The organism is Pseudomonas deceptionensis, assembly GCF_900106095.1.
Classification (GTDB): Bacteria; Pseudomonadota; Gammaproteobacteria; order Pseudomonadales; family Pseudomonadaceae; genus Aquipseudomonas; species Aquipseudomonas deceptionensis.
Window position 1 is genome coordinate 4,283,880 of the sequence record NZ_FNUD01000002.1, and the last position, 21,070, is coordinate 4,304,949.

Annotated in this window: 19 protein-coding genes; 5 read left to right on the plus strand and 14 right to left on the minus strand. The window is 58.7% G+C overall.

The window, feature by feature from the left end:
• Positions 1 to 124 precede the first annotated feature (124 nt).
• From BLW11_RS19825 to BLW11_RS19890, 14 genes are all read right to left on the minus strand, one after another.
• Complete coding sequence (locus BLW11_RS19825; RefSeq protein ID WP_048360751.1) at positions 125 to 1,606, minus strand: sigma-54 dependent transcriptional regulator; 1,482 nt, start codon at positions 1,604 to 1,606, stop codon at positions 125 to 127.
• A gap of 180 nt (positions 1,607 to 1,786) precedes the next feature.
• Positions 1,787 to 2,080: a flagellar protein FliT gene (fliT, locus tag BLW11_RS19830; protein ID WP_048360750.1), complete on the minus strand. Its 294-nt coding sequence runs from the start codon at positions 2,078 to 2,080 to the stop codon at positions 1,787 to 1,789.
• 18 nt (positions 2,081 to 2,098) lie between these two features.
• A complete protein-coding gene (gene fliS, locus BLW11_RS19835; RefSeq protein ID WP_048360749.1) occupies positions 2,099 to 2,494 on the minus strand; it encodes a flagellar export chaperone FliS in 396 nt (131 codons plus the stop codon).
• Between the two features lie 96 nt (positions 2,495 to 2,590).
• Complete coding sequence (gene fliD / locus BLW11_RS19840; protein WP_048360748.1) at positions 2,591 to 3,958, minus strand: flagellar filament capping protein FliD; 1,368 nt, start codon at positions 3,956 to 3,958, stop codon at positions 2,591 to 2,593.
• Between the two features lie 161 nt (positions 3,959 to 4,119).
• A complete protein-coding gene (locus tag BLW11_RS19845) occupies positions 4,120 to 5,823 on the minus strand; it encodes a flagellin N-terminal helical domain-containing protein (RefSeq protein ID WP_048360747.1) in 1,704 nt (567 codons plus the stop codon).
• Between the two features lie 442 nt (positions 5,824 to 6,265).
• Complete coding sequence (locus BLW11_RS19850; RefSeq protein WP_048360746.1) at positions 6,266 to 7,192, minus strand: ketoacyl-ACP synthase III; 927 nt, start codon at positions 7,190 to 7,192, stop codon at positions 6,266 to 6,268.
• 357 nt (positions 7,193 to 7,549) lie between these two features.
• Complete coding sequence (locus tag BLW11_RS19855; protein WP_048360745.1) at positions 7,550 to 9,139, minus strand: flagellar hook-associated protein 3; 1,590 nt, start codon at positions 9,137 to 9,139, stop codon at positions 7,550 to 7,552.
• A 14-nt stretch (positions 9,140 to 9,153) separates the two neighbouring features.
• On the minus strand, positions 9,154 to 11,181 hold the full coding sequence (flgK, locus tag BLW11_RS19860; RefSeq protein ID WP_048360744.1) for a flagellar hook-associated protein FlgK: 2,028 nt from the start codon (positions 11,179 to 11,181) through the stop codon (positions 9,154 to 9,156).
• 10 nt (positions 11,182 to 11,191) lie between these two features.
• On the minus strand, positions 11,192 to 12,451 hold the full coding sequence (gene flgJ / locus BLW11_RS19865) for a flagellar assembly peptidoglycan hydrolase FlgJ (RefSeq protein ID WP_048360743.1): 1,260 nt from the start codon (positions 12,449 to 12,451) through the stop codon (positions 11,192 to 11,194).
• 10 nt (positions 12,452 to 12,461) lie between these two features.
• Entirely contained in the window at positions 12,462 to 13,571 is a 1,110-nt protein-coding gene (locus tag BLW11_RS19870; protein WP_048360742.1) for a flagellar basal body P-ring protein FlgI, read from the minus strand.
• 11 nt (positions 13,572 to 13,582) lie between these two features.
• Complete coding sequence (gene flgH, locus BLW11_RS19875) at positions 13,583 to 14,278, minus strand: flagellar basal body L-ring protein FlgH (protein ID WP_048360741.1); 696 nt, start codon at positions 14,276 to 14,278, stop codon at positions 13,583 to 13,585.
• 16 nt (positions 14,279 to 14,294) lie between these two features.
• Positions 14,295 to 15,080, minus strand: coding sequence for a flagellar basal-body rod protein FlgG (gene flgG / locus BLW11_RS19880; RefSeq protein WP_048360740.1), 786 nt, complete (start codon positions 15,078 to 15,080; stop codon positions 14,295 to 14,297).
• Positions 15,081 to 15,125: 45 nt separating this feature from the next.
• Entirely contained in the window at positions 15,126 to 15,866 is a 741-nt protein-coding gene (locus BLW11_RS19885) for a flagellar basal body rod protein FlgF (RefSeq protein ID WP_048360739.1), read from the minus strand.
• A 268-nt stretch (positions 15,867 to 16,134) separates the two neighbouring features.
• Positions 16,135 to 17,694, minus strand: a complete 1,560-nt coding sequence (locus BLW11_RS19890; RefSeq protein WP_048360738.1) for a sigma-54-dependent transcriptional regulator — start codon at positions 17,692 to 17,694, stop codon at positions 16,135 to 16,137.
• Between the two features lie 334 nt (positions 17,695 to 18,028).
• Here BLW11_RS19890 and phhA point away from each other — a divergent pair, with 334 nt between their 5' ends.
• The 5 genes from phhA to BLW11_RS24025 all read left to right on the plus strand — a co-directional run bounded on the left by phhA (position 18,029) and on the right by BLW11_RS24025 (position 21,052).
• On the plus strand, positions 18,029 to 18,820 hold the full coding sequence (gene phhA, locus BLW11_RS19895) for a phenylalanine 4-monooxygenase (RefSeq protein ID WP_048360737.1): 792 nt from the start codon (positions 18,029 to 18,031) through the stop codon (positions 18,818 to 18,820).
• Positions 18,821 to 18,865: 45 nt separating this feature from the next.
• On the plus strand, positions 18,866 to 19,222 hold the full coding sequence (locus BLW11_RS19900; protein ID WP_048360736.1) for a 4a-hydroxytetrahydrobiopterin dehydratase: 357 nt from the start codon (positions 18,866 to 18,868) through the stop codon (positions 19,220 to 19,222).
• Entirely contained in the window at positions 19,222 to 20,418 is a 1,197-nt protein-coding gene (locus BLW11_RS19905; RefSeq protein ID WP_048360735.1) for an amino acid aminotransferase, read from the plus strand. Before BLW11_RS19900 ends, BLW11_RS19905 begins: the two co-directional genes overlap by 1 nt.
• Before the next feature lie 236 nt (positions 20,419 to 20,654).
• A complete protein-coding gene (locus BLW11_RS24205; RefSeq protein ID WP_277620431.1) occupies positions 20,655 to 20,786 on the plus strand; it encodes a hypothetical protein in 132 nt (43 codons plus the stop codon).
• Positions 20,787 to 20,875: 89 nt separating this feature from the next.
• Positions 20,876 to 21,052, plus strand: coding sequence for a hypothetical protein (locus BLW11_RS24025; protein ID WP_019828784.1), 177 nt, complete (start codon positions 20,876 to 20,878; stop codon positions 21,050 to 21,052).
• Positions 21,053 to 21,070 lie beyond the last annotated feature (18 nt).

Genomic DNA, 21,070 nt, shown 5'->3' on the forward strand with positions numbered 1-21,070 from the left:
ACCGACTGCGAGGACACCCTGATATACCGTATGATCCGACTTTGCGACTGCTTCGCAGCCGGTCGCAGCCGGTCGCAGCCTCGCTTCACTCCTCAGCGGCTACAGGGCGATGATCGCGCAAGCGTCAATCGTCTGCCTGTTCCTCGCCTTCGCGACGGCTCATGCCGTATTTGCGCATCTTTTCCACCAGGGTGGTGCGACGGATCCGCAGGCGTTCTGCCGCACGGGCGACGATGCCATTGGCGTCGTCGAGCGCCTGCTGGATCAGGCCTTGCTCCAGACCGCCAAGGTAGTCCTTGAGGTCCAGGCCTTCGGGCGGCAGCATCGCATTGGCGCTGGCCACAAAGTCGGTGTTGGCATTGTTGATCGCCACGCGCTCTTCCATGTCGCTGCGCAGGCTGTCGACCATCTGCTCGTCTTCGTCGTCCACGTAGCGGAATTTTTTCGGCAGCTCTGCCACGCCAATCACCCCGTACGGATGCATGATCGCCATGCGCTCCACCAGGTTGGCCAGCTCGCGGACGTTGCCCGGCCACGCATGGCGGCACAGCGACATGATGGCGGCAGAATTGAAGCGGATCGAGCCGCGTTTTTCGTGCTCCATGCGCGAAATCAGCTCGTTCATCAGCAACGGAATGTCTTCGACCCGCTCACGCAGGGGCGCCATTTCGATCGGGAACACGTTGAGGCGGTAGTACAAGTCTTCGCGGAAGGCGCCGACTTCAATCATGCTTTCGAGGTTTTTGTGGGTCGCGGCAATGATCCGCACATCGGCGCACTGGGTCTTGTTGCTGCCTACGCGCTCAAAGGTCCGCTCCTGCAACACCCGCAGCAACTTGACCTGCATCGGCAGCGGCATGTCGCCGATTTCATCGAGGAACAGCGTGCCGCCATTGGCCAGTTCAAAACGCCCGGCGCGGCTGGTGATTGCGCCGGTGAAGGCGCCCTTCTCATGCCCAAACAACTCGCTTTCCAGCAGCTCGGCAGGTATCGCCCCGCAGTTGACCGGCACAAACGGCGCGTCGCGGCGCTTGGAGTGGTAATGCAGGTTACGCGCAACCACCTCCTTGCCGGTCCCGGACTCGCCGAGGATCAATACGCTGGCATCGGTGTCGGCCACTTGCTGCATCATCTGGCGCACATGCTGAATCGCCCGGCTGGTACCGACTAGGCTGCGGAACAGGTTGGGCTCACGATGACGGCCGCGCTCGCGGGCCTGGTCGTACATCTCGCGATAGACCTGGGCACGGTGCAGGGAATCAAGCAATTTGCTGTAGCTGGGGGGCATTTCGAGGTTGGACAACACCCGGCGGCGCTGGTCTTCAGGCAAGTCGACCGAAGAAACCTCACCTAAAAGCATGATTGGCAGGAACTCATCCCACACAGCCAGTGTCTTAAGCAAGCCAGAAAGACCACCCGCAGTGCTCACGGTGCCTACGAGCACACAGAGCACTTCACGACTGGATGTCAGCGAACTGACGGCCTGCTCCCACTCGTGGCCAGGGCTGGCTAAATTTTCTTCGCCGAGAAAATTCAGGATCACCGCCAGGTCGCGGCGGCGGACGCTATCGTCATCGATCAGCAGAATTTTGGTTTCACGCCACATGCAATAGCAACTTCCCTAGTCAACTCAATGTCCCGGATGGCAAGACATATATAGACGCCCTAACCCTGTTGGATATCTAAGACGACTGAATACAGAATAACGCGCTAGTTAAGTCAAAAAACTGTGCATAGTCAAATTTATGGCGGTTTAAAACGCGATTAACCACATATTCTTTATGCCTTAACCGAATAGATGGTAAACCTTTGACGCATTTTTTGCTTGATTGATCTGCCCCATTTGGTCAACGACCGACTGACGCTCATCGGTCGCCGCCTCCAGCAGCATGCGATACACCACCAACAGCCCTTCCAGATTTTCGCGCAACACGGCTTCATCCAGCGGCGCTTCGTCCAGCACATTCTCGACACACACCCGGCAGGCCGAGTCCAACTCGCCAATGGCATCCCAATTGCGCTCGGCCAGCGCATCAATCAGCGCTTCGCGGGTTTCCTGAATTCGTTGAAGCTGGCTCATGACGCACTCCTCAGGCTGTTAGCCGTGTTCTGCCGCGATAGCATCCCAACCGCTTTTCACCGTGATCAGCAGGCGCGCCACTTCATCGATGATTTCCGGATCGTTTTTGGCATTGGCCAGGGTCAGGCGCACGGTCATGTACTCGTACAGGCTGTCCAGCTGCTGCAAGGCCGCCTTGTCGTCGGTCTTGTCCTCATCCAGGCCCTGACGCAGACCGGTGATGATATCGATGGCCTTGGTGATCAACATCGCCTTCTGCGGGACATCACCACGGCTCATCGCGCCTTTGGCCTGGGCCATGCGATCCAGACCGCCTTCCATCAGCATTTGAATCAAGCGATGGGGGCTGGCTTCGGAGATTTGAGCGTGGGAATTAACCTTCTGATACTGACGAAGGGCGCGCATCGGGTTCATGTTTCTACCTCATTACGGTGTCAGGCAAAAATGACTGGTTCTTGATTTTTATATCGACTGAGCTGCCGGAAGCTTTAGCGGTGAGGCTCAGTGAGATCAGGTTGTCTTAGGGTTATTAAGCGAATTCAGAGTAGTCATGACACTGGAACTTGTGGCATTGAGCTGAGCAACCAGCGTATCCATCGCATTGTATTTGGCAGAGAGCGTGGTTTGCAGAGTCTCCATACGGCGATCTAGATCCGCCTGCTGCGTCGTCAGGTCTGTCAGCTTGTTGTTGAGATCGCCGGTACGCTGAGTCAAGGTGCCAGCTGAGCCCACATACGAAGCTGTGGCTTTGGTCATCCGTGCTATCAGGCCCGTGTCACCGGTGAAAGTCTTGGCGATATCCATCGCTCCCGTGGGTTTGGCGATTGCCTTACTCCACGCGGCATCATCCAGAGTCAGCAAGCCAGTTTTAGCATCCGTCTTGACCCCCATCTGCGACAACCCCATGGTCGTTTCCGCAGCCGCGCCATTGAGCAACTCGCCACGCAAGCTGGACACCAGCTGACGCATGGACGCATCGCCTGTCAGAGCGCCCGACATAGTGGTTGAGGAGTCCCCCGTGGCCGTGACCTTAGTTTGAGCATTGATCGTCGTCATCAATGCGTTGTAGGCCGTGACGAAAGCCTGTACCGAGGTTTTCAACGTCGTGGAGCTAGCCGCAACCGTAATAGTAGTCGCCGCCTTGTCCCCGGCCAGAAGCTCGATCGTCACACCACTGATGGCCGAGTCAACCTTGTTGCTAGCCGACTCCATCTTCAAACCATCGATGGTATAAATGGAGTTTTGCGGCTCAACCAGCGAGGTATATCCGTTAGCCAACTCCGAGTCACCACCCATGGTGATCTCGGTATCCTTGCCCATCTTCGACGAGGTCAGCACCAGACGGGAACCACTGGCATCGGTCAATACGTTGGCACTGATACCCTTGCCCGACAGCTGCGTGTTAATGGACTCACGCACTTGCTTCATGGTTGCACCAGGGGCGATGCTCACATTGTAGTCAACACCAGATTGAGAAATTTTCAGCGTGGCGGCCTCGGTACCGCTATTGACCACTGCCGAAGCACCCTTCTCGTACACCGGACTACTGACCTTCGACGCAGTGGCCAACTGCTCGACCACAAGACTGTAAGTGCCGGTTGATGCCGTAGCATCGATGGTGACCTTGCTTTTTTTGTCGTCTGAAGTTGTACCCGCCAAGCCACTGAAGCTGGAAGGGTCCTTGAGTTTGTCGATGGCCGCACGATAAGAATCAAGAGCGCCCTTTACCGTACCCAGTGCCGACAGTTGCGTTGTCGTTTGCGTTTGCTGGGTAGTAATTTGCGTCTGCTTGGGCGCTTTTTCTGCAGCGACCAACGCCTTTACAATGGACTGAGTATCAATACCCGAGCCGACACCGCTCACCGTTGAACTGGCCATCTTCTTTCTCCTTTCACTGCCTGCCGTTTTGTTGGCTAACAACACCTTATTCAGCAGACAGCAACAAAATTCATGCCACCTCGGGCATTGGCATTCACCAAGAGCCTAAAACACAAAAGGGCGCGTAAACGCGCCCTTCTGTTTTCAAACTATTGCCATTATTACTGAAGCAGCTTCATAACTGCGGATGGCAACTGGTTGGCCTGGGATAGGATCGCGGTGGATGCCTGCTGCAGGGTTTGTTGCTTGGTCAATTCAGCGGTTTCAGAAGCGAAGTCAGCATCCTGCACACGGCCACGCGCGGCGGAGGCGTTTTCATTGATGCTGTTCAAGTTAGAAACAGTGCTGTCGAAACGGTTTTGCACAGCACCCAGTGCAGAACGCTGGCTGTCGATCTGCTGAATTGCAGCGTCAAGCGCCTGAACGGTGTTCTGAGATGCAGTAGCATCCAGAATATCCAACTGATCGACGGTGGTCTGCGAAGTCACAGCGCTGATAGTTTCAGCTTTCAGGCCCAGATCAGCCAAGGTGCCGGTGCTGCCCGCACTGATGACGATATCCTTGTTGGCGGACAGGGAAATTTTGCCGTCCTCAGTCTTGGTAGCCGTTGCACCTGCACTGGCGCTGTTGATCGACGAGATCACAGAGTCAATGTCGCTCCCTTTGGCGATCTTGATTTCGGTTGCGCCAATTTTCAGCGAGGTGTCAGCAACGGTTTTTACGTTAGTAGTCCCGCTGGCCAGACCCAGTGCAGCGAGCGAGCCAGGACCGCCGTTAGCGTTGGCGCCGTCTGCCAGAGTAAGTGCTTTGCCATCCGCAGAGGTCAGCGAGATGCGGCCATTTTTGTCGATTGTTGCAGAGCCTACGTCAGGCAGAGCGTTAAGCTGATCGAGAACATCCTTAACGGTGTCTTTACCAGTGGCGCCCAAAGTAACTGTCTTGCCATTGACAGTGATTTCGCCCGCAGCCAACTTCGAGGCGCCAGTAGTGACCGTATTGGTAGTACCTGCAGTAAGACCAAACTTATCAGCATCCGCACCGGCGATGGAAACCCCACCATGGGTATTCGTCAGGACGAGAGCACCACCAGCTTCAGTAGCTTTAATTGTATTGGTTGCATCTTTATCCAACTCAAGTTGGATGGCAGCCGCTTGGTCAGCAACAGTTGCCTCACCAGCAGCAATCGTTACATCTCGACCATTGATATTGAGTTTTTCAGTCCCAGTTGTCGTGTATGCCGGAGCCGGCACTGCACCCGTAACAACCGTCGCACCGCCATTCTTGGCACCGCCAGTAACCGAAGCAGCCATGCCCGCCAGGTTGCCACCGGCAACCGAAGCAGTGCTGTACTGGCCTTTAAGGCCTGCCGAACTCAGGTCACCCACGCCGAAGGAGATGGTTTCATTGGCGTTAGCACCGACCTGGAACTTGGTATTCTGCATCGTACCGTCCAGCAGGTTTTTGCCACCGAAGGTGGTGGTGCTGGAAATACGGTTGATTTCACCCTTCAGGGCAGTGAATTCCTGGTTCAGGGATTTGCGGTCTTCATCGCTGTTCGAGCCGTTTGCCGATTGCAGGGCCAGTTCACGCATACGCTGCAGAATGTTGGTCGATTCCTGCATCGCGCCTTCAGCGGTCTGAGCCATGGAGATACCGTCGTTGGCGTTCTTAACAGCAACAGTGAGGCCTTTCATCTGGCTAGTCAGACGGTTAGCGATTTGCATGCCGGCGGCGTCGTCTTTGGCGCTGTTGATTTTCAGGCCGGAAGACAAACGGGTCATCGAGGTGCTCAGGTTAGTAGCAGCCTTGTTCAAGTTGTTCTGAACAATCGACGACGTTGCGTTTGTATTAACTGATAAACCCATGACGAAATCCTCATTAGATGAATACTGCGGCTTCCGGCCCTGGCAACCGCCGGGTGTGGCCTAGAGAACCTTCGTAATAGTTATCGTCGTGAATGCTGGTTGCTTGAGGGGTTTTTTGATTTTTTTTACTGGCAGGGGGCCATCCCTTGTATTTCAGGGGGTTAGCTCAGGCCGTCGAACTTGTGCCCGGCTTCAAATCCCACCCTCACCCCACCCCCTCCCGGAGGGAGAGTGAGCCGATTTTGGAATGCTGCAGATTCTCTTCGACCTGAGATTGAGGCTGTGAGTCCATAATCGACTCGATGATTCAGGTCGATGGATTAGGCAGAACAACGCGGTCAGTCCCCTCTCCCTCCGGGAGAGGGTTAGGGTGAGGGCCGCTCTTAACGCAAAACGCCCGTGGCTTTTTGGGCCACGGGCGTTTTGTATTTCAGCGTGAAGCTTATGGGCGATAGAGGATCGCCGAACCCCACGACAGGCCAACGCCGAAGCCGCTCAGGGCTACGCGCTTCCAGGTGGACTCCATCGCGTGCTTTTCCAGCAGCAACGGGATGCTCGATGACACGGTGTTGCCGGTCTCGACCATGTCCTTGATGAACTTCTCGGGCTCGCCTTCAAAGCGACGGGCCACGGCGTCGACAATGGCCGCACTGCCCTGGTGGATGCAGAAGGCGTCGATGTCTTGGGAAGTCAGCTCGGACTCTTCCAGCAATTCGTTCAAGTGCGCAGGCACTTTGAGCAATGCAAAGTTGAATACTTGGCGGCCGTTCATGAAGAACACGCCATCGCTGACTTTCAGATGCGGGGCGCCGGAGCCGTCAGTACCGAATTTGGCCTTGCCCAGCTGCCAGGTCGCGTCTTCACCCATCCAGGTGGCGGTCGCGGCATCGCCGAAGAGCATGGTGGTGTTGCGGTCTTCCGGGTCGACGATTTTCGAATACGGGTCGGCGGTGATCAACAAGCCGTTTTTCAGGCCCGTGGCTTCCATAAAGCCTTTCATCGCGTAGATGCCGTAGACATAACCCGAGCAACCCAGGGAGATATCAAAGGCGGCGACGTGGGTCGGCAGGCCGAGCTTGTCCTGGACGATGGCGGCCGTGTGCGGCAGGCCTTCAGCATCGCCGTTCTGGGTGACGACGATCAGCGCGTCGATGGATTCGCGCTTGAGCTGCGGATTGTTGGCGAACAGCGCGTTGACGGCTTCGACACACAGATCCGAGGTTTCCTGGTCAGCATCTTTACGTGGCAGAAAGGCCGAACCGATCTTGCCCAGAATGAAGTCTTCGTCCTTGGAGAACTTCGCGCCCTGGGCATAGTTGTCTATACCGCCCGCCGGCACGTAACTGGCGATGCTTTTAATGCCAATCATTGTGGCTTCCCAATACTAAATAGCTGGAGATCACCCGCTCGCACAATCGAGGGGCGCTGACAATAAAAGGGCTTTATCGCGCAGGAATGCGGCGAATGTGGGTGCTTGAAAAAATACAAAACAGCCTGAAAAAGGCCCGGCACCCGCCCGTACGTTTCACACGATACAGTGAAGATGCGCGTTATGACTCACAGGTCACGCTATTTTGTGTGGTTTTATACAAAACATTACGAGAACGCAGAGATTCCCTGTGGGAGCGAGCCTGCTCGCGATAGCCTCAACGCGGTATGCCTGAATCACCTCGTTAATGCTATCGCGAGCAGGCTCGCTCCCACACAGCGGCCTTAGCGCAGCTGTTTAAAGCTGGTTAAACAGGCTCAGCTGGGAAATTTTGACGAACGCCAGTTGCGAGGCTTCGAGCATGGCTTTCTGGAACGCCAGTTCGATGGACGCCCCGGCCATGTCGGTGTTGCCAATCGCCGCCGTGGTGGAGTCGTTGGCCAGGCCCAGGCTGATATTGGCGTCGGCCTGGACATCGACGGCCTTCAAGCGCGCACCAATCGAGCCACGCGCAGTATCAACGCCCGCACTGGCGTTTTGCAGGTTACCAATGGCGGAGTTGATGGCATCATTCTGGGTTTGTTGGGCCGCCGGGAATTTGTCGGTTGGCACCATCAAGGCCGAACGCAACTGGCTGATGGTGTCTAGCGCACTTTGGCTCTGGTGGTTGTTGCCCTTGACCACAAACTGGTCGCCCGCCGCCCGCGCGCCGGTAAAATCGAACTTGACCCCCATGACCGTGATTGCGTCGCCGGTCATGCTTCCATTGGCAATCGATTTGCTGCTCGCCGTTATAGGCTGGGCGTAGATTTCGTACTCGATGTCGCTGGTGAATTTAATCACCGCGCCATTGCTCGGGAAGCTGTCGCTATAAGCTTTAGCATCGTCAACTGTTGAGCCGGTAATCTGTGCCGTCGAGGCATTGCTCGGCGTGCGCGATGCGTGAAAGGTGTCCGGCTTGGCCTCCAGGTTGAAGGTACGACCAGCCACAAAAGCATCCTGATCCGCCGCAGAAATATCCTTGAGGTTCACGTCGATATCAAACGACACACCCCGTAGGCTGATGCTGTGCGCCCCCTCCTTGGTCGAATCGAAGGTGCCATTGCCCGGCACTTCAGAGGTCACATCTTTGCCGTTAGTGTCAGTCAGTTTGTATTGCGTGCTGCTGGTGAACTCCAGCGAGTAGGGCTGACCATCGGCAAAGCTTTTGTTGAACACCGAACTCGAGGTGATCAAGCCGGCCGACACTGAGACTTTGGCATCATTGACTGTCGGCACCCCATTGGCGTCCAGCGTCGGTACATACGTGGTTTGTGTACGTCCGGTATTGACCGCGTTCTCCATAAAGCTTTTGGCCGTGTCGCTGCTGGCCAGATTCAGGGTGTCCGAAACCTTCAGGTTGAGCTGCGTATCGTCGCCCTGATAACTATATGTGCCGTCGTTATTGCGGGTGTAAGGCGGCGTATCGGCCTTAGAGCCCGAGAACATGTAATTGCCCGAGGCGTCCCTGCTATTGAGCAGGCTGAATACTTGGTCTTCGATGTTTTTCAGCTCGTTGGCAATCGTGGCGCGATCAGCATCACTTTTACCGCTACCAGCCCCCAAGGCCAGCTCACTGGCGCTCTGCAGCGCGGTGTTGATGCTGTCGAGCACCGATTCCTGAGCACCCAAGGAAGACTTGATGCTGTTCATGTTGGTGCTGTACTGGCCCAGCATGTCTTTTTGCTGCTGCAGTTGCAGCAGGCGGGCCGCGCCCACCGGATCATCCGCGGCCGTCTGGATGCGCACGCCGGAGTCGATCTGGCCCTGGGTCTTGATCACCGACGAGAAGTTGTTCTGGTAGGTGGCACTGGTCGATTCAAAAAACTGCGAGGTAGAAATACGCATCGTCGCGGGCTCCCTTAAAGACTGTTGATCAGCGTGCTGAAGGTTGCTTGCGCCGCTTTAATGATCTGCGACGAGGCGGTGTAGTACTGCTGAAACTTGACCAGGTTGGACGCTTCTTCGTCCAGGTTGACCTGGGACACCGAGTTGCGCACTTCCTTGGCATAGGCCAGTGCCGCGCCATTGGCCGTGGCATCGACCGAGGCCTGGCTGGCCTTGCCGCCCACCTTGGACACCAGCTGGCTGTAGGAGGTACCCAGGCTCACACCGCCGTTGCCGCTCTTGTCCACGCCGACGGTGGCTTTGGTTTGCAGGCCCAGTAGTTCGTTGGCGTTGCGGTTGTCGGCCTTGCCGTCCTTGTTGAACTTGATATCGAAACTGTCGCCCTTGCCCGGCGAGCCGCTGATAACAGTGTCAAAACCGACGTTGGTCGTGGTGCCGTCCGCGTTGGTGACGGGCACATTGATCGTGACCTTGTTGTCCTGCCCCGGCACGATGCTGCCTTTGCCGATTTCCTTGCCCGCTTCGTTCAGCACCCGATAAGTCTGGGTGCCGTCGGTGCCGGCTTCGTCAAAGGCAATCCGTACCGGCATCGCGCCTTCAATATCACTTTGCGACTTGCCCAGATCGACGCCGCCGTAAATATCCAGCACCGAGGACAGGCTCAGGCCGCCCACCGCACCGGTACCACTGTTGGAACCGCCCGCCCCCGCCACCAAAGGCCCGGCAAACGCCAACTTATTGGCATCGCTCATTTGCACGCCGATAGCGCTGGCGCCGTTGCGGGTGGGGCTGACCTTGAAGCTGTCGCCCGCAGCTACCGCGCCGCCCTGGGGGAGCTGGAGGGTAAAGCCGTCGATCTCCTGCTTGTCGCCGAGCTTGAACGGCCCCTTGGCATCCTGGCCGTCAGAACGCTGGACCGTGTATTCGGTGGCACTGGTAAACGTCACCTTGTAGTCGTAAGTCGTCAGTTGGCTGCTGTCACTGATGCTCACGTTCAGGTTGCTGGAGCCGGCACTGTTGCCCGTGGCTGCCAGGCTGCGCTGGGTGATGGCCTTTTCGCTGTTGATGTTGTTGAACAGCGACGAGCCAAACTCGCCATTGGCGTCCAGCCCCTGGCCCAGCTGCTTGTTGATCGCATCGGCGACCACAATCGCGGTGCGCCCCAGGTCGTTCATCGCAGGTGCAAGCACATCGTCGCGATAACGCAGCAGGCCGCCGATCTTGCCGCCGCTGATGACCGAGGTCACGTCGGACTTGGACTGCGCGTAGTTGATCTGAACGCTGTACTGGCTTTTATCGACCTGGCCCGGCTGCACCGAGAGGGTGTTGGACGTATTGCCCTGCACCAGCGCCTGGCCGGTGCCCAGGGTAATGTCGTAAACGTTGTCGTGTTCCTGAACCGTAACGCCCACCAGCTCGTTGAGGGTGCGCACGGCTTCGTTGCGCGCATCCAGCAGGTTGTTCGGGGTGTTGCCGGCAGTCGTCGCCTGGGCAATCTGCTTGTTCAGCGAAGCAATGGTGGCCGTGTGCTGGTTGACCATCGAGGTCAAGGTGTCCAGCTGGCTGTTGATGCCTTCGTTCTGCTGGTTGAGCTGGGACGAAATCGAGTTGAACCGGTTGCTCAGGGTTTGCGCGTTGGTCAGCAACAACTGGCGCGCCGACATGTCGCCGGGCGCGCTGGCGGCGGTCTGTAACGATGAGAAAAAGCTGCTGAGGGCGGCCGAGACGCCGGTGTTTTTATCCGACAGCAGCTTGTCGACCGAACCGATCTGATCCAGGTACGCCTGGGCATCGCCATTGAGCGAGGTGGTGGTTTGCAACTGGGCGTCGAGGTAGGCGTTGTAGACGCGGCGCACGTCGGCCAGGGTGGTGCCGGTGCCGATAAACACCCCGCCCACCTGTTGCGAGGCACCACTGCCCTGGACGATTTGCTGACGCGAATAGCCCGAGGTATTGGCGTTGGCAATGTTATTGCCCACGGTGGCCAATGCGCCCTGACTGGCGTTAAGCCCCGACATCCCGATGTTGATCAAACTCGCCATGGTTCAAACCTTATAAATTCGTGAGAGAACCCGTCGAGGCGTAGCTCTGGTAGGTTTTCATTTGCTTGGCTATCTGCGAAATCTTGCTCGCGTACTCAGGGTCGGTCGCGTAACCGGCCTTCTGCAACTCGCGTACAAACTGCTCCGGTTTATCGGCCGCATTGAGCACTTCTTTATAACGATTGTTGCTCTGCAACAGCGTCACCAGATCGTGGAAGCTGTCTTGATAGGAGTCGTAGGAACGGAAGTCCGCCGTTTCCTTGACCATCTGCCCGCCCTTGAACTCACTGGTGATGGCCCGCGCCTGCGCGCCCTGCCAACTGCCGGTGGCCTTGATGCCGAACAGGTTGTGGCTGCTGCTGCCGTCTTGCTGGCGCATCACCGATTTGCCCCAGCCGGTTTCCAGCGCAGCTTGCGCCACCAGGTACAGCGGATCGACGCCAATACGGTCGGCCGCCTGCTGCGCCATCGGCAGCATGGTGGCGACGAAGGCATCCGGCGACTCGAAGGCTTGCTTGGCCGGGGCCAGCGGCGGTTGCGCCACGGCACGGCCATAAATCTGCATCCGCCCTTGGGCACCCGAGGCGCTGAGCATCGGCTGGCGGCTGCCCTTGAGCACCGCATCCAGCCCCGGCGAGGTGCGCCCCGGCACTGCACCGGTGTTGAGGGTCGAGCGCGCCGGGTCGGCGGACGGCACAATCCCGGCCAGCAAGCGGTCGGTCAGCTTGGTCGGCAACGCCAGACGCCGCTGGTTGAGCATGGCCATGTCATTTTTGTGCCCACCCTCTGCCGCATTCGGCGCGATGGCGACCCGCGAGGCCCACAACTGACGCTGGCCACTGGAGCGGACAAAGGGGCTGTCGGCAGAGGTGGCAGCGACCGGAGCCTTGGCTTGCGGGGTCAGCGCGGTGGTGGCCGCAGCCTCCCCCGGCACCGCGGATTTGTTTTTCGACATCTGGCGCATCAGCACGTCTGCCAGGCCGATGCCGCCGCCCTGCCGGGACAAGGTCACCGACAGCTGCTGGTCGTACATTTCCTGATACTGCTTGGCCGCCGGGGTGTTGAGCGGATTGTCCTTGCCCAGTACTTCGTTGGCCGAGCGCATGGATTTGAGCATTTCGTTGAGGAACAGCGACTCGAACTCCTGCGCAACCTTACGCATGTTGCCTTCGCTTTCGCGGTCGCCGACCTTCAGGTTGTTCAGCCGATTAAGGTCGGTGAACGCCCCGGAATCACTGCCACTGACCACACCGCTCTTACGCATGTCCATGACGTTGGCCTCAGATCACGATCAAGTCGGCTTGCAGCGCGCCGGCCTGTTTGAGGGCTTCGAGAATCGCCATCAAGTCGCTGGGCGCAGCCCCCACCTGATTCACCGCACGCACGATTTCGTCCAGCGTGGTGCCCGGGCCGAACTTGAACATCGGCTTGGCTTCCTGCTGGGCATTGATCTGCGAGCGCGGTACCACGGCGGTCTGGCCGTTGGACAGCGGGCCCGGCTGGCTGACGATCGGGTCTTCGGTGATGGTCACGGTCAGGCTGCCGTGGGTCACGGCCGCAGGCGATACCTTGACGTTCTGGCCGATCACGATGGTGCCGGTGCGCGAGTTGATGATGACCTTGGCCACCGCCTGCCCGGGGTCGACTTCGAGGTTTTCCAGGATCGACAGGTAGTCGACCCGCTGGCTTGGGTCCAGGGGTGCGGTGACGCGGATCGAGCCGCCATCGATGGCCTGCGCAACGCCCGGGCCCAGGTAGTCGTTGATCTTGTCCACCACGCGCTTGGCGGTGGTGAAGTCCGAACGATTGAGGTTCAGGGTCAGGCTGTTGCCCTGGTTGAAACCGCTGGGCACTGCCCGCTCAACCGATGCGCCGCCGGGGATACGCCCGGCTGACGGGACGTTGACGGTGATTTTGGAACCGTCACGGCCTTCGGCGTCGAACCCGCCCACCAACAGGTTGCCCTGGGCGATGGCGTACACATTGCCGTCGATACCCTTGAGGGGTGTCAGCAACAGCGTACCGCCACGCAGGCTCTTGGAGTTGCCGATGGAGGACACGGTAATGTCGACCACCTGCCCCGGCTTGGCAAACGCCGGCAAGTCGGCACTGATGGACACTGCCGCGACGTTCTTGAGCTGCACATTGCCCGAACCCGGCGGGACCTTGATGCCGAACTGCGACAGCATGTTGTTGAAGGTCTGCAGGGTGAACGGGGTTTGCGTGGTCTGGTCACCCGTACCATTCAAGCCGACCACCAGGCCATAACCAATCAATTGGTTGGAGCGCACGCCAGAAATGCTGGCGATGTCTTTCAGCCGCTCGGCGTGGGCGCCCAGGGAGGCCGACATCAGCAACACGGCTGCCAGCAAATGCTTGAGGTTGGGCATGTGGGCCATCACTAAAAAGGAAAAAGCGGGCTAAGGAAGAAGCGGTCAAACCAGCCCGGCTGACTGGCATCGGCAAACGAGCCCGTCCCGGAGTAGGTGATGCGCGCATCGGCCACCCGGGTCGAGGACACGGTGTTGTCGGTGGAGATGTCGTCCGCGCGAACCAGGCCGGCAATACGCACCAGTTCGTCGCCGGTGTTAAGGGTCATCCACTTCTCGCCGCGCACGGCGATGATGCCGTTGGGCAGCACGTCGGCCACGGTCACGGTGATCGAACCGGTGAGGCTGTTGCCCTGCCCCGCCTTGCTGTCGCCCTTGGTGGCACGGCTGCCGCTGTATCCGGCATTCAGGCTCAGGTCACCACTGCCCAGCGGGTTGTTGGTGGTCAGGCCGCTGCCGAACAGGGAGGTCAGGCCGATGCTGGTATTGCTGTTTTTACCGATCGCCGAGTTGGCGTTTTTGCTCGCCTGGGTCTTCTCGTTCAGGGTGATGGTAATGATGTCGCCAATGCGGAACGCCTTGCGGTCGCTGTACAGGTTCTGCTCAAAACCGGCCTGGTAAATCGAGCCGTTGTTGGCCGCTGCCGGCAGCGGCGTGCGTGGCAGGACAGGGGCGTAGTACGGATCGTTCTGACGCGGTGGCGGGCTGACACAGCCCGCCAGAAACGTAATGCCGCCCAGGGCCAGAACAGAAAACAAGCGTTTCATGAGCTCTCCTGCGCGATTACAGATTTTGCGTTACGAACGACAACATTTGGTCAGCGGTGGAGATCACTTTGGAGTTCATCTCGTAGGCGCGCTGAGTGGTGATCATGTTGACCATTTCTTCTACGGTGCTGACGTTAGAAGTCTCGAGCATGCTTTGCATGGTCAGACCAAAACCGTTCAGACCGGGGGTGCCGATTTGCGGTGCGCCGCTGGATGCAGTCTCAAGGAACAGGTTGCCGCCCTGGGACTGCAAGCCCGCCGGGTTGATGAAGTCGGCGGTCTGCACGTTGCCGATCACCTGGGCAGCCGGGTTGCCGGAAATCGTCACCGAGACGGTGCCGTCCTGGCCCACGGTGAAGGTCTGGGCATCGGCAGGCACCACAATCGCCGGTTCCAGGGCAAAGCCGTTGGCGGTGACGATCTGGCCGTTGGAGTCCAGGTGGAAAGTACCGTCGCGGCTGTAGGCCGTAGTCCCGTCGGGCTGCATGATCTGGAAGAAACCACGGCCATTGATGGCCATGTCCAACGGCTGGTCGGTGGTTTGCAGGCTACCGGCGGCGAAGTTCTTTTGCGTGCCGACAATGCGCACCCCGGTGCCCACTTGCAGGCCTGACGGCAGCTCGCTGTCCTGGGTCGACTGGGCACCTGGCTGGCGTTTGATCTGGTAGAGCAAGTCCTGAAACTCGGCGCGATCACGTTTGAAACCGGTGGTCGACACGTTGGCCAGGTTGTTGGAAATGGTGGTCAGGTTGGTGTCTTGTGCAGCCAGACCTGTTTTTGCAACCCAAAGTGCCGGAAGCATGGTGCTCTCCTCGCGCGCCGGTTTTTCGGCGCTGCGTTCAAGTAATTAGCTGATGGACAAGACCCGAGTCATGGCCTGGTCGTCTTCTTTGGCGGTGTTCATCATTTTGATGTGCAGCTCGAACTGCTTGGACAGGGCCAGCACCGAGGTCATCTCATCGACGGCATTGACGTTGCTCGCCTCCAGAAACCCCGAGACCACCTGCACGTTGGCATCGGCCTGTGCCGGCTGGCCATCGTTGGTGTGGATCAAGCCGTCCAGGCCCTTGCTCATGGTTTTCAGGTCCGGCTGGACCAGCTTGATGCGGTCCACTTGCGCCATCACCCGCGGGCCTTCGCCCTGGGCACGGATGCTGATGGTGCCGTCCTGGCCGACTTCGATTTGCTGCTGGGGCGGCACCGCGATCGGCCCGCCATTGCCCATGATCGGCATGCCGTTGCCAGCACGCAGAATGCCCAGGGCATCCACGTTCATGCTCGCGGTACGCACATAGGCTTCGCTGCCGTCAGGCGCCTGCACGGCCAGCCAGCCATCGCCGGACACGGCCACGTCCAAATCGCGTCCGGTCTCAATCATGGCACCGGGGGTGAAGTCAGTCGCCGGGCGTTCGGTCAGGGCAAAGGCCCGCGCCGGAAAGCTGTCACCAAACACCGGCATCGAGCGGGCCTGTTCCAGGTCACGCTGAAACCCGTTGGTCGAGATGTTCGCCAGATTGTTGGCATGCGCCTTTTGCGCCAGTGCGTTCTGACTGGCGCCGGTCATTGCCACATAAAGGTACTTGTCCACAGTCTTTCCTCTGTCTGACGGACGCTTGCCGCCCACCGCTGTACTCCAATGGCTAAAGCAATTTGCGCACCAACTTTATTTTGACGCTGCGAAAGGCCGCATTGACTGGGCGGGTGGCTGATTTCGGAATGAGGACAGAGCAGCAAAAGACGAGAATACGGCGGGGTTCTGCCGGTAGCGGCAAGGCATGGTCTGCCAGACAACGCAAAACCTGTGGGAGCGAGCCTGCTCGCGAAGGCCATTCGCGCGCAGGCTCGCTCCCACGGCTCTACTGCTTAGCCTTGATAATGTCGTACTCGCGCAGTTTGTTGGCGATGGTGGTGTGGGAAACCCCCAGCCGCTTGCCCAGCAATCGGCTACTCGGGTGCTCGGAATACAGCTGCTCCAGCACCGCCTTCTCGAAACGCCCGACAATCTGGTCCAGGCCGCCTTCCAGCGAGAACTCGCCCAGCGGCTGGCGCACGCCGTAGTCCGGCAGGCGGATATGCTCGGCTTTGACCACCCCGCCATCACACAGCGACACCGCCTGAAACAGCACGTTTTCCAGTTGGCGCACGTTACCCGGCCAGTGGTAGTGGCTCAACCGATCCATCGCGGCAGGCGCCAGGCGGGGCAGCGGGCAACCGATCTGTCGGCTGGCCTGATCCAGAAAGTGCTCGACCAAAGGCTCCAGCCCGTCCAGGCAATCGCGCAGCGGCGGGATATGCAGCGACAACACGTTCAGCCGGTGGTACAGGTCCTGGCGGAACTCGCCCCGGGCGCACAACTCGGACAGGTCGACCTGAGTGGCGCACATCACCCGCACATCGAGGTAGACCTCTTCATCGCTGCCGACCCGCCGGAAGCAACCGTCCTGCAAAAAGCGCAGCAGCTTGACCTGCAAACGCGGGCTCATTTCGCCTACACCATCGAGAAACAACGTACCGCCCGCTGTCAGTTCCAGCAGGCCGAGCTTGCCTTCGGCCCGCGCGCCTTCAAACGCCCCCGGGCCGTACCCGAACAGCTCGGTTTCAGCCATCGACTCGGGCAGCCCTGCGCAGTTGAGCGCCATCAGCGGCGACTGGCCACGGGGGCTGGCCAGGTGACAGGCGCGGGCCAGCAGTTCTTTGCCGGTGCCGGTTTCGCCTTCTATTAATAGCGGCGCGTCCAGGGGCGCCATGCGCCGGGCTTCACGCACCACAGCGGCCATGACTTTAGAGCTCTGGAAGATGCTGTCAAAACCGCGCAACTCCTGCTTGCGCACGTTGTAGATCTGCTCGCCCACGCGGTCAGCGCGGTGCAGGGTCAGGACGGCGCCGGCCATGGCCTCGCTTTCATCATGTTCCAGTTGCAGTGGCGCGATATCGGCCAGGTACACCAGCCCCTTGATCTTGACCCGCAAGCCATTGATCCGCGACTTGTTGGCCCGCACCAGCTCGGGCAGGTCGAAGTCTTCGGCATAACGCGACAGGGAAATACCCGGCACTTCATCGACCCGCACCCCCAGCAACTGCGCCGCCGCACGGTTGGCGGCAACAATGCAGCCCCCCATGTCGATGGACAGCACCGGAAACTCCAACGCCCCTAGTAAGGCATTGAGCTCCATATGCCGTCGCTCGCTGGGCATCAAACCTACGCGTTTGACCCCAAACACCCCGGCAATGGTTTCAAATTTCGGGCGCATGGCCTGGAATTGCAGGTTGATCAAGTTCGGGCAGTACAGATAAATCGCGTTGCCCTGATCTCCCCCGACCTCCCCCCGCTTCACGTTGATGCCATAGGCAACCAGCAGATTGAGAATGTCGCGAAGGATGCCAATCCGGTTTTGGCAGTGAACTTTGATACGCATGGGCAGGGCTCGGGAATAACTAACAATGGAGATCCAGTGTGGGAGCGAGCGTGCTCGCGAAGGCCTCAAGAGCGCCTTTCGCGAGCAGGCTCGCTCCCACAGAGAAGTTTTCCTACTTCAGGGGCATTTCGTCGTCACGATTTTGTGACAGTTTTGCTGTCGCACACTCAAGAATGACAGCCAAACCCTCAGTGCGTAACGAATACTTTACGAATAACGAGCATCATCCCAGCATTACTGGCTTTAGGCTAGCTGCATGCAGCAATCACTTGGGGTATCACTAAGGCATCGCACAACACCGAATAATAAAAACGATTTCCTTGCGGAGAGCATCATGAAGCAAACGAAATACGTCGCCCGTGAGCCGGATGCCAGTGGCTTTATCGACTACACACCTGGCGAACACGCGGTGTGGAACACACTGATTACCCGTCAGCTGAAGCTGCTGGAAGGCCGCGCCTGCCCAGAGTACATGCAAGGCATCGAAAAGCTGGGCCTGCCCCACGACCGCATCCCGCAACTGAGTGAAATCAACCAGGTACTGGGTGCCACCACTGGCTGGCAAGTTGCCCGCGTTCCTGCACTGATCCCCTTCCAGACCTTCTTTGAATTGCTCGCCAATAAGCAATTCCCGGTAGCGACCTTTATTCGTACCCCCGAAGAGCTGGATTACCTGCAAGAGCCGGATATTTTCCACGAAATTTTCGGCCACTGCCCGCTGCTGACCAACCCGTGGTTTGCCGAGTTCACCCACACCTACGGCAAGCTGGGGCTGCAAGCGAGCAAGGAGCAACGGGTATACCTGGCCCGCCTGTACTGGATGACCATCGAGTTCGGTCTGGTCGACACGCCAGAAGGCAAACGCATCTATGGCGGCGGGATTCTTTCGTCGCCCAAAGAAACGGTTTACAGCCTGTCGTCAGAGCCGGAACATCAGGCCTTCGATCCGCTGGAAGCCATGCGCACGCCGTACCGCATCGATATTTTGCAGCCGCTGTACTTTGTCCTGCCGGACTTGAAGCGACTGTTCGACCTTGCCCACGAAGACATCATGGGCATGGTAGAAAAAGGCATGACCATGGGCCTGCACGCGCCAAAGTTCGCGCCTAAACCGAAAGCGGCATAACACGTCTTTTTACACATCAATAAAAACTGAATTCAGGAATCCACCATGAACGCACTGAACCAAGCCCACTGCGAAGCCTGCCGCGCCGATGCTCCACAGGTCAGCGACGAAGAACTGCCGGTACTGATCAAACAGATTCCGGATTGGAACATCGAAGTTCGCGACGGCATCATGCAGCTGGAAAAGGTCTTTCTGTTCAAGAACTTCAAATTCGCACTGGCCTTCACCAATGCCGTGGGCGAAATCGCAGAAGCCGAAGGCCATCACCCGGGCCTGCTGACCGAGTGGGGCTCGGTGACCGTGACCTGGTGGAGCCACTCGATCAAAGGCCTGCACCGCAACGATTTCATCATGGCCGCGCGCACTGACGAAGTCGCCAAAACCGCAGAAGGCCGCAAGTAATGCACTTTGCAGCCATTGGGCGGGTGCCGGGCGACCCGATCCTCGGTTTGATGGATGCCTACCAGCAGGACAGCAACCCGGACAAGTTCGACCTGGGCGTGGGCGTCTACAAGGACGCCAATGGCCTGACGCCGATCTTGCAGTCGGTCAAGAAAGCCGAACAGCGCCTGGTTGACCAGCAACTGACCAAAACCTATATCGGCGGTCATGGCGACAGCCGCTTTGGGCAACTGATCAGCGAACTGGTACTGGGTGAGGGTTCGCCGCTGCTGGCGGGCAAACGTGCGGGAGCCACCCAAACCCCGGGCGGCACCGGTGCGTTGCGCCTGAGCGCCGACTTCATCGCGCAATGCCTGCCGGGCCGGGGCATCTGGCTGAGCGATCCGACATGGCCGATCCATGAAACCATCTTTGCCGCTGCCGGGCTGAAGATCAGCCACTACCCCTACGTGGGCCGCGACAACAAGCTCAACGTTGCGGCGATGCTCCAGGCACTGGAACACGCACCAAAAGGCGATGTGGTACTGCTTCACGCCTGCTGCCACAACCCGACCGGTTTCGACCTGTCCCGGGCTGACTGGCTGCAGGTGCTGGAGGTGGTACGCCGTCGCGAGCTGCTGCCGCTGATCGACTTCGCTTATCAGGGCTTCGGTGACGGCCTGCAGGAAGATGCCTGGTCGACTCGCCTGTTCGCCAGCGAATTGCCGGAAGTGCTGATCACCAGCTCATGCTCGAAGAACTTCGGCCTGTACCGCGAGCGGGTTGGCGCCTTGATCGTGTGTGCCAATGATGCCGAAAAGCTGACGGATATCCGCAGCCAGCTGGCCTACCTGGCGCGCAACCTGTGGTCCAACCCGCCGGATCATGGTGCGGCGGTAGTCGCGACCATCCTTGGCGATGCAGCGCTTAAAAACCTGTGGATCGACGAAGTGGAGGCCATGCGCAGCCGCATCGCGCAATTACGCAGCGGGCTTGTAGAAGCACTGGCGCCATTCGGGCTGGCCGAACATTTCGCTCATATCAATGAGCAACGCGGGATGTTTTCTTACACCGGCCTGACCCAGGAACAAGTCCAGTTGTTGCGCGAGAAGCACAGCGTCTACATGGTCGGTTCTGGCCGCGCCAACATGGCCGGCGTCGACGGCACCCGCCTGAGCCTGCTGGCCAAGGCGATTGCGCAGGTCTGCACCCGCTGATCCCTCTGTAGCCGCTGCCGAAGGCTGCGATAAGGGCCGCAGGACCTTCACTCTTGAACAAGAGCGACCCCTGCGGGCTCGATCGCAGCCTGCGGCAGCGGCTACACACGCCGTTCGCACCTCAAGATATAAAATTCGATACAAATCCCCCCAGACGCAATAAAAAGACAAATTGTCACACTCTGTCCTGTATCCTTAGCAAGCTACTTAAAACACACCTTGCGAGGAGCGCGACGATGCACGAGATCCCAAACCTCCCCTTCCCAAGCCTGCACGAAACTCAGCAGCCAAACCCGCAACACTCCAGCGGTGAAAACACCGCACTGGATGAGGCACCAGAAAGCCTCCAGGCCGACAGCGAAGACTGACGGCTCACAATCAGACGGTGCGAAAAGCAGCCTGTTTTTCACACCGTCTGACACAATCGTTCCACCCCCCTCTACCCCCGGATCTAAGCGTGACTGACACTTTCAGCGAAACCCAAGCCAGCGTTCTGATCGGCACCGCCGAAAAAATGATCGACCTGTGGGAGCGCCTCAGCCCCGAAAAGCAAGCAACGTTGCTCAAGCGTTTCGGCACCCAGGAAAATGCCCTGGCTGCCTTGATCGCGACACAATTGGTAGCACCACTGTAATCTGCACCCAACCGCTCC